This window comes from Paraburkholderia sp., from assembly GCF_026225065.1.
GTDB lineage: Bacteria > Pseudomonadota > Gammaproteobacteria > Burkholderiales > Burkholderiaceae > Paraburkholderia.
The window spans coordinates 25,386-37,539 of sequence record NZ_JAMFSB010000248.1 but is presented as its reverse complement, the minus strand read 5'-3'; the positions used below and the strand labels follow the sequence as shown (position 1 = coordinate 37,539).

9 protein-coding genes are annotated in these 12,154 nt (G+C 63.7%); 3 read left to right on the top strand and 6 right to left on the bottom strand.

What is annotated here, in order from left to right; genetic code table 11:
- The 6 genes from M0954_RS18305 to M0954_RS18280 form a co-directional block, all read right to left on the bottom strand.
- The coding region (locus M0954_RS18305; RefSeq protein ID WP_297354741.1) for a TOMM precursor leader peptide-binding protein at window positions 1-1,121 on the bottom strand (1,121 nt) is incomplete at its 3' end.
- Between the two features lie 93 nt (window positions 1,122-1,214).
- Window positions 1,215-1,568, bottom strand: coding sequence for a BMA_0021/BMA_0022 family TOMM bacteriocin (locus tag M0954_RS18300; RefSeq protein WP_122155952.1), 354 nt, complete (start codon window positions 1,566-1,568; stop codon window positions 1,215-1,217).
- A 17-nt stretch (window positions 1,569-1,585) separates the two neighbouring features.
- Entirely contained in the window at window positions 1,586-1,945 is a 360-nt protein-coding gene (locus tag M0954_RS18295) for a BMA_0021/BMA_0022 family TOMM bacteriocin (protein ID WP_122155951.1), read from the bottom strand.
- Window positions 1,938-6,041 carry a TOMM system kinase/cyclase fusion protein gene (locus tag M0954_RS18290; protein ID WP_297354739.1) on the bottom strand — a complete coding sequence of 1,368 codons (4,104 nt, stop codon included), beginning with the start codon at window positions 6,039-6,041 and terminating at the stop codon, window positions 1,938-1,940. Before M0954_RS18290 ends, M0954_RS18295 begins: the two co-directional genes overlap by 8 nt.
- Before the next feature lie 7 nt (window positions 6,042-6,048).
- Entirely contained in the window at window positions 6,049-7,002 is a 954-nt protein-coding gene (locus M0954_RS18285; RefSeq protein WP_297354736.1) for an FHA domain-containing protein, read from the bottom strand.
- A gap of 635 nt (window positions 7,003-7,637) precedes the next feature.
- A complete protein-coding gene (locus M0954_RS18280; protein WP_122155948.1) occupies window positions 7,638-8,366 on the bottom strand; it encodes a GntR family transcriptional regulator in 729 nt (242 codons plus the stop codon).
- A 229-nt stretch (window positions 8,367-8,595) separates the two neighbouring features.
- Between M0954_RS18280 and M0954_RS18275 the strand changes: the two genes are divergently transcribed.
- Genes M0954_RS18275 through M0954_RS18265 form a run of 3 tightly spaced genes read left to right on the top strand, consistent with a single transcriptional unit; the run spans window position 8,596 to window position 12,087 of the window.
- Complete coding sequence (locus tag M0954_RS18275) at window positions 8,596-10,008, top strand: MFS transporter (protein ID WP_297354733.1); 1,413 nt, start codon at window positions 8,596-8,598, stop codon at window positions 10,006-10,008.
- Window positions 10,005-11,348 carry an MmgE/PrpD family protein gene (locus M0954_RS18270; RefSeq protein ID WP_297354730.1) on the top strand — a complete coding sequence of 448 codons (1,344 nt, stop codon included), beginning with the start codon at window positions 10,005-10,007 and terminating at the stop codon, window positions 11,346-11,348. Before M0954_RS18275 ends, M0954_RS18270 begins: the two co-directional genes overlap by 4 nt.
- A gap of 4 nt (window positions 11,349-11,352) precedes the next feature.
- Entirely contained in the window at window positions 11,353-12,087 is a 735-nt protein-coding gene (locus M0954_RS18265; protein ID WP_297354728.1) for an MmgE/PrpD family protein, read from the top strand.
- Window positions 12,088-12,154: the final 67 nt, after the last annotated feature.

Here is a 12,154-nt window from a genome sequence, read left to right as displayed (position 1 = left end):
TTCGTGCGCGGGATGCCGGGCGGACAGACCAGATATCCAGCTACATAGACATTGCGAAGGCCCGCATGCCGCCCTGGCATTGGATGCAGATAGGCAATCGCACCGCTGACCGGCGAGACGAGATGACTGTAGCGCTTGAGGACGCCCTGCGGTTCGATGCTTCTAAAGCCGCCCTCGCGTGAGGCGAGCACGTCCCCTCCCCTGAGTATCGGCGCTCGCGTGGCCTGCTCCTGCATCCAGTGGGGATTACCGCATCGAGGACACTGCGGGCGCCGCACCACACGATGTGACGCCGTGGTCGACGTATCGATGCGATACGACAGAATATGCCGGCGAGCCTGCTCGCGCCGCGCTTCGCTCACCGTGATCTGTTGAATCAGCGCCGCAGCGAATGCGCTGACCGCGGCGACGCTGGCAGGCGTATGCGCAGGCGCAACGCGCAATGCCTCATCGCCGTGATGACGCGCGAGCAACGTCTGCACCGGCTGGTTAAGCGAGGTCCAATAACGCAGGCACGTAATGCAAGGCGCGTCCGGTGCGATGTCTTTGGGGCCGAGCAGCGGCCCGATGAGTGGTTGTATGCCGTAGGGCATCACGACGAGCACCGACCCGCCTCGTGCCAACACGCGTTCGGTCACCTCGGCGAGCTCGCGCCGCGCGTATGAATCGACAAGTGCGATGACGAACGGTGCCTCGTGGTCCAGGTCAATACCGCACGCCGCGAGAGCCCGCTTCTGGGGTGCCGGGTCGATGCCAAACGCCTCGACCGCGACGCGCAGTTGCGCGAGTTGCTCGCAAGCACGGTCTCCGTTAAGCCCGGTGCGTTCGAAGAAACCCCGCGCAGCGTCGCGCTCGTCAGGCTCGTCGCTTCGAAGATAGGCCTGGCGCTCCAGATGATCGAGCACCGCCAGAACTTGCCAGTCGGAGAAACGTGCAGAGAGTGTCGCGATCGTTTGAGCAATCGTCATGCTCTCGCGCAAACAGGCGGCAATACTCACGTAGACCGCACCACGCAGGACCGAGCGCCGGGTCTCGTCAACGATGAAAAGCGTATCGGGCCCCGCGTCGAGTACCGACAAATGCGCCTTGAAGCGCAGCACGCGGGAAAAATCATCGAGCATGGACAAAGGGACGAGCGAGGGCGGCAGGTATCACCGCCGGCATGCGGTGGGATACCGACGCGCCGCATTCGCATGCAGCGCGTCGATCGAATCTCAGCAGCAGGTGAAGAGGTAGCACGGCCCTGCATCGTTATAGGCCGCCAGCGCAATAGATTCCTCGTCCGACACCTTCGGACGCACCGGCACACCGAACGTCATCGCGTTAGGCGGCAACGACCAGCTTTGCTTCGCCGCGTCCCATCCCGAACCGGCTGGGGCTTCGCTGACTTTCAGGTTGATGATCCACGGGCACAGATAGTCGAAGTAACGAGCCAGTGCATCGTTAGGATTCTTCAACAAAGCGTCTTTAAAAGCTGCGTCCTTCCATGAAAGTGCGATTGCGCGCAGATACACTTCCTGGAACTCCAGCATCGATTCCTGCGTAGGAACCGCGTTATTCATTCCCATGATCGGTCTTCCCCGGTTTATTGTTTGGCGTCTTCAATGACGCTGATATGTTTTGCGTTATAAGCGGCAAGCGCGATGGCGTGTTGCTCCGGGTCGGCCGGAGCGGGTGGCAGCACGAGTTCGAGCACATTGTTCTCGAGCGTGGTCCAGCCGCCGTTCGTCGCCGGTGTCCACTCCGAGGTGTCGAGCTGCGCCTTCAGGGCGAGGTTGAACGGATAGCGGTAGTCGAAGCGCTCAGCCAGTGCCTTTTGCGGGTCATCTATCAGCTTTTCCCGAAAGGCGTCGTCGTGCCATGAGACGGCGATCGCCTGAACGATGACGGCGCGGTATTCGAGAAACTGCTGGTAGGTTGGAAAATTACTTTCGACGTTACTCACTGACGCTCTCCATGGGTGGGTGTGGCCTGATCGGTAACTGCTCTGGGAACGTTTTCGACTGCAGACGCTCCAGCATGTCTTGCGCTCTTGCAGCGGTGCGCGTCATACCGGCCTTGCGTGCGGTGGCAAGCGCCTGACGACACGTTTCTCCCGCGGCCCCAGCCGGTTCACGCGAGCCCGCGTTGAACAGATAGGTCGCTTTTTTCAGTAGCAGTTCGGCCTCGTAGTAGCGCTCGTTCATCGTTTCGCACAGTGCCAGGCATGCATCGATTTCACGCAGCGCCGATTGCCAGTCGCCGCGTGCCGCATCCATCTCCGGGATCAATGAGGCGTAGTAGGTCAGGCCGAGCAGGCATCCCGAGCGGCGCAATGCCTCGATGTGCCCCGCAACGGCGTCGCGGTCCCCTTCGGACCACGCGTGGATGGCTGCCGCATAGCGCTCGACGGCGTTCAGTCCGTAAGTGCGCGACAAGCTCAGGATGAGCGCGGACGTGTCACGCGCGCCTTCGCGGTCGCCGCTGCATTGCTGCATCCGCGCGCAATACATCAGGGTGACGCCGATGGTCGGTAGATGGTCCACACAGGTCGCGGAATGCACAGCGGCGCGCCCCATCTCCAGCGCGGCATCCGGACCTTCGTCCATATGCCACATGAGGCTCGCCATCGAGGCCATCGTCCAAGCCCGCGTATCGAGACCGAACAGGCGCCGGTGTCCTGCGTCGCGTGCCACGATGTGGCCCGACAGCGCCGCCTCGAACGCCGAGCGTGCCTCGGCATAGTGACCATCGATCCATAGACTCATGCCGTGCATCGCATCGGCGGCCACACGGATCGACGGATCATTTTCATTCACGGACAGTTCGATCAGCTGCCCGGCGATGCGCTGCACGGCGGCGCGGTCGCTGGCGACATGGTAGTACGTCGCGAGCGTCCACAATGCGCTCGCGGCAAGCTGTGGATCCTCGAGGCCGCCGACCTCGTCCAGCAGACGCTCGGTATGCCCCTTCACTTGCGGATCGGCCCAACCGAAGCGCGCCATCATGGCGTGCACGAGCGAGAGATCGGCGCGTGCCGCGTCGTGTGCACGCCCGGCGTAATCGCATTGGGTCAGCCATTCGCGCACGGTCTGTGCGTACCGGATCGCATCGTCGTGCAAGGCGCGTTCGAGCGCGCGCTGCGCGGCCCGAATGCCGTGCGGCACGGCTTCTTCGAAGGCCCGTGCATGCACGAAATGCTGCGCAATGTTGACGTCCTGCATGCCATTGCCGCGCTCTGGACGCTTGCCAAGCGCCCGTGCCACGCGCGCATGATTCTCGCGGCGCAGCGCCGCCGGCATCGATTCGTACGCTGCATCGCGAATCAGCGCATGCCGGAACGCATACGAAATGCCACCGAGCCGGTGTTGCGCATAGATGATGCGTGCCTCGAGCAGGCGTTTCAGGTCGTCGTTGAGGACCTCGGCCGCGTGCGGCGAAACGTCGGCGAGCAGTTGCGCATCGACTTCGAGGCCGATCGTGGCCGCCAGTTGCGCAGTGTCGCGCGCCCCATCGATACGATCGAACGCGAGCTCAAGCATGTCGCGCAAACTGGCCGGCAACGGCTGATGATCCGGCGCGCCGATGTCTCCCTGCACCAAACCGGCATCCGGCATCGCACCGCTGATCACGAATTCGCGCGCAATTTCCTCGACGAACAGCGGAATGCCCGCCGTGCGCTGCGTGATCGATTCAAGCGTGGCAGCATCGAAATCGGCCTTATCCAGCAGCGTCGCGATCAACTCACGCGTGTCGTCGCGCGACAGGCGTCGCAACATCAGACGCTCGGTGCTGGTGCGCCACCGGTCGAGCACTTCGGGACGCGATGTCATCACGACGAGAACCGAGCCGCATGCCGGCGAGAGACGCAGCGATTCGAGGAAGTCGACACTCATGCGATCGAGCCATTGCACGTCTTCGATGACGAACAACACGGGGCCGCCCTGTCCTGACGAGGCGACCAGTTGCCGCAGCACATCGAACAACGCTTGCTGTTGCCGCGCGGTCGACCAGCGCAGGTTGGCCGGCCCCGCTGCTATCCCGAGCCAGGCAGCGAGCGTGGCGCGCGCCGCGGCATGATCGCAGGCAAGCGGGGCAATCATACGATCGAGCGCCGCGAGCGCCCCGGCCGGGTCGCCCTCGATATCGAGCTGCCAATGCGCCGCCACGAAGCGCAGGATCGGAAACAGTGCGTGATTCAAGCGCTCGGGCAGGCAGGCACAGTAGGCGACCGTCTCGCCTGCGTTGCGCACCGTTTCGCACAGCTCATAGACGAGTCGCGATTTGCCGATGCCCGGATCTCCAACAACCAGTCTCGCAAGACGCGGTGCGCCCTCCCCGGCTTGTGCTTCGGATGCAGCGGAGGCCACCACGCCGCGCCAGGCTTGCAGCAACGCTTCGCGCTCGCGCTCCCGGCCGATCAAAGGCGTCGCCGCGTTGCGGTCGAGCGAGTCGAACGGCGCATGCTCGTGGCGTTCGCCAAGCAACGCATAGACGGTGCGCGACGCGTGGCCGGCACGCGCGAAATGCAACCCGGTGCGCGTGTAGTCGGCATACCGGTCGAGCGACTCGCGCGCTTCTTCGCTAAGCAGAATCTGGCCCGGCGTGGCAAGCCGCAGCAGCTTTGCTGCTGTAGCGGCCGTGGCGCCCTCGCCCATGAGCGGCACACGAATCGCAATGGGGCCGACATGCAACGCTGCTGCTATCTCCACACGCCAGCCGTTCGGCGTTTGCGTGTCGTCGAGGCTCGCGCGACTCGACTGCCGCGCCATCTCGAGCGCGGCACGCGCGGCGCGCCGTGCCGGCCGATCGATACCGACCTGAGCGCCGAAGTAAAACAGCAACGTATCGCCGAGCTTGCCGCATGCTTCGCCGCCATATCCGACTGCGATGTCCGTACAGCGGGTCAGCCATTGTTGCTGGCTGGCCTCGAGCGCTTCCAGCGAGGCGGGATCGGCCGTCAGCGGCGCACTGTCTTCAACGATGCCCACACTGCAGCACAGCGCCGTCACCTGCCGCGATGCGCTGGCGGCGTCCGGCGCCTTCGTCGAAAGGGTTGCGACTTTCGCCTCGGCGGTTCGCGACTTGCGTGACCCGCGTGGGTAATTGAATTCGCCGACGAGCGCCTGAAAATGCAGTGCGCGGAACTGTTCCGCGAGCTCATCGGCAGAGCCTGCGCGCAACTGCGGGTTCTTGTTCAACGCGAGCCGCAACACCGTGCCGAGGGGGTGCGAAGCAATCGCCGGCGGCAACGCCACGTCGACGGGACTGAGTTGCTGATAGAGGATCTCGGCGACGCTCGCGCCTTGCATGACGGGCTGCCCCGTCAAACATTCGATGACGACGAGGCCCCACGCGTACAGGTCGGTCCTGAGCGTCGGCGCTTCCTTGCGCAGTTGCTCGGGCGCGCAATACTGCGGCGAACCGAGGACCTCGGTCGCGTGCGTCAGCGTATACGCATCCGGTAACGTAGCGTCGGAAATGAGCGCGCCGATGCCGAAGTCGAGGATCTTTGCATGCAGTACGTCATCGGTCACCGTCACCATGACGTTCTGCGGCTTCAGATCGCGATGCACGATGCCCTGCTTGTGGGCAGCCGCCAGGCCTTCGAGCACCTGCGTCATCAGGAGTCCTGTCGTGACCGCAGAAAGCGCGCCTTCGTCCTCGATCATCTCGCGCAGCGTTTTGCCCGGCACGAATTCGAACACGGCGAACAACTGGCCATGAGGTGTCTCGCCCTTGTCGAGCAACGCCACCACGTGCGGATGTTCAAGCGTCTCGCACAGCCGCGTTTCCTGCGCAAAGCGGGCGCGTGAACGTTCGCGCTCTGCCGCCGTGCGCGCGACGTCTTCGCGCATCAACTTGATCGCAACCGTTTGTCCGTTGTCCAGCCGGGTTGCCCGATAGACTGCGCCGCTGCCGCCTTCACCGAGCTGCGCACCGAGCCGGTAGCCATGCATGCCATGCAGCTCGACCGCCGGTGCAGACGATGGCTGGGCTGAGTGTGCAGCCTCAGCGGGTGCGCGCGAATCGGTAGATGACGTCACAGATCTGGAGGGCATTGCGCAATCAGTTCGACAGGGCGTGTCGCGTCAGGTCTGCAGTCATAGTGCCCGATGCATTGCCATTGACGGGATCGCCTGGCACCCACAGACATTCGGGCTGCTCCCCTCGCATGACCCGAAATGCGATGTTGCCGAAACGCACGCTACCGCGTCGGCGCTCGATGAGCTCAACCTTCCCCTCACCCGGAAGTGCCGCAAACTGGGCACGGGCACGATGAATCTGTACGTTGACGTGGGCTACATCGAGCCCAAGCATACGCGACAGTTCGGGCATTTCGACCCAGCCTTGCGAGCCGCTGTCGTAGCCCGCCTGCGCGTCGGCAAAACGGATCCGTGCAAGGGTAGTCAGACAGTAGTGATGGGCGCGCTCGCCGAGGTCGACCGTTCCGCCGCGCGTGTGCAATACGGCCCGCACGTGTTCCTCGTTCAGGCTTACCGCAAACTCGATTCGTGCGGGCGGTCCCGACGGAGCGGACGGCGCGACCAGCGCGAGCGTCTGGTCGTTGCGCACCATTTCCAGGCGCCAACTCAGGGTACCCGCCGTGATGACGTCGCCGTGATGAAGCACCCGCAGCGAGCCAGCGTCGTCGCACAGCCATTCTCCGGTCGTGGAGCGCATCACACTGATGGCGGGCGTGATGTCGCCCGGCAGCACCTGGGCGAATTCAAGCAGAACGGGGCGAGCGGGGGGGCGAACGGGCCACAGCGTATCGACTGGGTCCGCGAGATCCACGACCTCCCAGGTGCCGTCAACCGCTTTACCGAAGCGAATCAGATCGCCTTCGCGCAGGGGCGCATGCTCGCCATGGCGCAGCAATGTACCGGACAGCAACGTGCCGTTGCTGCTTTGATCAAGCAGGTTCCATTGCCCGCCGTTGAAGTGGACCATCGCATGCACACGGGAAACGTAGGCGTCTTGAATGACGGTGTCGCAACGCTCGGCATCTCGGCCGAACACGTGATTAACCTTCAACAGACATGATTCCCCGGACACGTTGTTCTTTAGCGTCGCCATCACATCGAACCGTGGTTTTCGCCTGATTGCGCGAAGCAGTGATCAAACCGGCGATTGATCACTCGCCCTGAACAATGACTGGAAATGCAATTTAATAATGCGTGATGCCGTAGACAACTTAATCTTACGGCAGCGTTTCCCCGTAATTTCTTGTGAAAATCGCGAGTTTGTCATTCTAGAGACTTTTTGTGTCGCTCGTCTGGCAAAGGCTCCAGCCAAGCCACAGCCGCTTCGCAATCCCGGAAGCGATGTTGCCCGAGTTTGATGCGTCACGCAAGCAATCGAAAATCGACTGCGCGAAAAACAACCAATAGGCTTTCAATGTCTCAACGACATACGCGGCCGTTAGAAACGCACAAATTGAAAGGAAAATTAAAGGGAAGAGTGAGACCAGACGGAGGTGCGTGTTATGACCTGTAATTGATGAGGCGACCCAGACACCGCATCCTTCGAACACTCGCAGCGACGGCAAGCGGTAGGGAAGGCGAGATGATCCTTCCGGCTGGCCGAGCAGTCATCGCCGTTCCCGCGTTGCGAGCCCCCTCCTCTTTTCTCCCCCGCATTCATTGACCCGCTGACTAGCGCAGCGACGCGCCGTCGGCATCGTCCCGGGCGGGCGATGAGCCGTCCTGCCAGGCGGCTTCGATCGCGCGCAACGCACCCAGCACGATAGACCGGTTCAGCGCCGCGGCAAGCGTGCCGTCGCGCTCCGCATAGGCTTCGCAAAGTCGCTGGTGATCCTCGCAGGAGCGTTGCATCCGGCCCGGCAGCGAGGTGCTCAGATGCCGCAGCCGGTTGGTGCGCATGCGCAGCGAATCCAGTACTTCCTTGAAAATCGCGTTACCGCACACCCGCAGTTCCTCGTCGCGAAACGCGACGTTGCCCCAGAAATAGCCATCCACGTCATGCTGCGCCGCCGCGTCGGCGAGGCGGCGATGCGCTGCCCACAGCGCCTCGATATCCGCGTTGCTCGCATGCTCGACGATCGCGAACGACACCTGCGCGTACAGCACGGCGCGCAACTGATACAGCTCGCGCACGTCCTTCAGGCTGACCGCCGACACGCGCGGCCGGCGCCGCGGTGACCAGTCGACGAGACCTTCGCGGCTCAGCACGAACAGCGCCTCGCGCACAGGCGTGCGGCTCACCTTGAAACGCTTCGCGAGGTCGACCGAGTTCAGGTCGTCACCGGGTTGCAGCCGCCCTTCGATGATGCCGCGCGCCACCCAGTCCACGATGCCGGCAACCGGCGAGCTGTCGTTCGTATCGTTCGGTTCTTCTATGTTCTTGTCGAGAAACTCGTCCATTGCCATTCCGTTGCTGTCGTCGGCTGGGCGCGAGGCAGCGGGGCTGCTCCGATCCGGTCGCGCATTTTAGCAGGCGGCCCCGGCGGGTCCGGGTGCCTCTACGTGGGATCCATCAAAGTGTCGACACTAGATCATAAAACTGTTGATTTCAACAAACAAGAGCGAATACACTGAACGAAGTGTCGACACTAAGCCGACCACATTCAGAAGCGAAGGAGACATGATGTACATGGAGAAAGAGGTCGCAGACCCCGTGCACACGCAGGCTGGCGTATCGGCGCGGTTGGACCGCTTGCCGCCCACGAGGTATTTCCTCGGCCTCGTCGCACGTATCGCGATGGGAGGCTGGTTCGAGTTCTACGAATTGTTTATGGCCGCTTATCTGGCGTTGGGCCTTATCCATAGCGGCATGTACCGGGCGACCACCGAGAGCCTGTTCGACGTGAACGGCTTCGCGAGTTTTCTCGGCTCGTTCTTCGGCGGGATGTTCATCGGCACGGTCGCGCTCGGCGGTTTCAGCGACCGCTTTGGGCGCCGCTCGGTGTTCACGTTTGCGATGTTCGCGTACTCGATCGCGACCCTCGTAGCGGCGTTCCAGAACGATCCGCTCGCAATGGATTTCTGGCGCTTCTGGGCTGGCGTAGGAATTGGCGTGCAACTGATTACTGTCGACACTTACATCTCGGAGCTGACGCCGTATCGAACCCGTGGCAAATACATGGCGTTCAGCATCCTCGTGATCCTGACTTCCGTGCCGACCGTCGCCGTGCTGTCGTGGCTGCTGGTACCGCATCACGTGTTGGGCCTCGATGGCTGGCGCTGGGTGATGATCGTCGGCTCCGCGGGTGGCGTGCTGATCTGGTTCGTGCGGCGTGGGCTGCCGGAGTCGCCGCGCTGGCTGGAGAGCAAGGGACGCACCGCCGAAGCGGACGCAATCGTCACGGAGATGGAACGCAATGTGGTTGCCCAAACGCGTGAGCCACTGCCTGCACCCGCACTGCACGCGACAGATCAGGAGGCGCAGCGGGAAGGCCGCGGATCGTTCGGCGAGATGTGGAAGCGCCCGTACCTCTCGCGCACGGTGATGCTGTCGGTTTTCAATTTCTGCCAGACCTTCGGCGTCTACGGCTTCGGCTCGTGGGTGCCGGTGCTACTTTATTCGAAGGGCATCACGCTCACGCATTCGCTGCTGTACACGATGGTCATCGCATGCGCGACGCCGCTCGGCGCCGTCGGCGCAATAGCGTGCGCGGAGCGCTTCCAGCGCAAGTGGCAACTGGTCGGCTGTGCGCTGGTGGTTGCGGTCTTCGGCGTGCTGTTCGGGTTCGTGCGCGAGCCGGCGCTGATCCTGGTGTGCGGCAGCGCCGTCACGATCGCGAACAACTGGCTGATCGGTATCTTCCACACCTATCAGGCAGAGCTTTACCCCACACGTATACGTGCCCGAGCCGTTGGTTTCGTGTTCAGCTGGAGCCGCCTCAGTTCGATCTTCGTCGGCTTCTGGGTGGCCGCGCTGCTGAAGCACTTCGGCGTGCCGGCCGTATTCGCACTGATTTCTTCGGCCATGTTTGTCATCGTCGTTATGGTCGGGGCCTTCGGGCCTCGCACCAACGGCATTCGTCTTGAGGAGTTGTCCCAATGAAGCATATTGCCGCCGCCTTTGCGCACGGCCTGCACGCGCTCGCGCAGCGACCCTTGCCTCCTGCGGTCGCCGAGGAAGCGAAGCGCTCTCTTGTCAACGTGATCGGCACATCGATCGGCGCGTCGATGCATCCTGGCGTCGAAGCGATTCTCGCGGCTGCGCGCGAACTCGGCGCCGCGCCCGAGGCACCGGTGCCGGGCCGTACCGAGCGCGTCGATCTCCACTTCAGCGCGCTGGCAACGGGTTTTGCCGGCCACCTCGACGACTTCGACGATACGCACCTCGCAACCGTGATTCATCCGGCCGCGTCGGTGCTTGCGGTGTTGACCGCGCTGGCACCGTCGACGCGCCCGAGCGGCGCGCAAGCCCTCACCGCGTTCGCACTCGGCTGCGAGGCGCAGTTGCGTGTCGGCGTGTCGATCTCGCCGGAACACTATGACCGCGGCTGGCATATCACCGGTACTTGCGGCGTGATCGGCTGCGCCTTGACGGCGGGACTGCTGCTAGGACTCGACGCGGACGCTTTGGCGCGGGCCGTGTCGATTGCCACGTCGATGTTCGTCGGCCAACGCGAAGCGTTCGGCACGATGACCAAGCCGTATCACCCGGGCAAGGCGGCAGCGAACGGCATCGCGGCGGCGCGGCTCGCGCTCTATGGCCAGCAGGCTGCCGACGACGTGTTCGAAGCAGAAGGCGGCTACTCGCACTCGATGTCGACACGCGTCGACTTCGACCAGATGAACGGCCAGCTGGGCGAGCGCTGGGAGCTGCTGTTCAACACTTACAAGCCGTATCCGTGCGGGATCGTGGCGCATCCGGCGATCGACGCAGGGCTCGAACTCAGCAAGCAGATTGACGACGCTACCGCGATTGAGGCAATCGAGGTGCGCTGCCATCCGCTGGTGCCGGAACTGATGGGCAATCCACAACCGAAGGACGGCCTGCAGGCCCGCTTCAGCGCGATTCACGGCGTGGCAGCGGCACTGTGCGACCGGCGTGTCGGTCTTGCGCAGTATGAGGATGCGCGCGTCGTGCAGCCCGATGTGGTCGCCCTGCGCGCGAAGACCAGGCTCGTGCCGGATACGAAGGTCAATCGCGACGAGGTGTTCATCGAAGCGCGTCTGACCGGCGGCCGTGTGGCCGCTCACCACGTCGAGCACGCACGCGGCAGTCTCGCGAGGCCGCTGACGCAGGACGAACTGATGGACAAGGTGCGGCTGCTCATCGAGCCGGTGCTGGGCGCTGGCGTGACCGGGCGCATCGCTGCCGCCATCCAGGATCTCGAGGTCTCGGCCAATCTCGACGCGCTGTTCGCGCTGTGCGTCCCGAACAAGGATTGAAATCATGCATGAAACCGCTACACACTCTCCTGTCTCCGACGCACTCGTCGGTTTCGCGACTGCGCCATTGACGAACGCAGCAGCGCCGGCGCTAGCCGCTGCACAGCGCGCGCTCGAGCAAGCCCGCGCCGCCACCCGTGGCGCGCTCGCCAGCGAAGCGCAGATCGCCGCGCTACAAGGCGCGCAACCGTCGCCCCAGGACGCACGCACACGGGCCTGGGCCTATGGCGCCGCGCTCGCGCGCGCTTCGGCACCGAGCGTCGCGACGCCGGTATTGGCGGCGGTGCTCGCGTTCGGCGAACGTGGTGACGCATCAGACGATGCGCTCGCCACAGCTGCGGCCATTGGCATCGAAGCGGCGCAGCGGGTGCTGACGGCGCTCGATGACGATGCGTATCGCGCTCGCTGGAACGTGGCTTCGTCGGTCGGTGTACTCGGCGCAACGCTCGCGATAACGCGCCTGTTGGCACTCGATGCGGTTTGCACGCGCAACGCGCTCGGCGTTGCCGCAACCCAGGCCGCCGGACTAGCCCTCAATGCGAACGAGGCCATGGAGGCGCTCGAAACGGGCAAGGCCGCTGCCGACGCGATCGAGGCCGCGCTGCTGGCAAAGCATGGCTTTACCTCCGCGCCGGCGTCGATCGACGGCAGACGCGGACTGGCGGCGCTGATGGCCTACCGCTTCGACGCAACTGCGATCATCGACGAACTAGGCACGCGCTGGATCAGCGCGAGCTGAGCGATCACATAACGTGTTGCTTCGTTAGCCCGAGGAGCGTCCGGCATGACCGGGCGCTCCTCGGGCG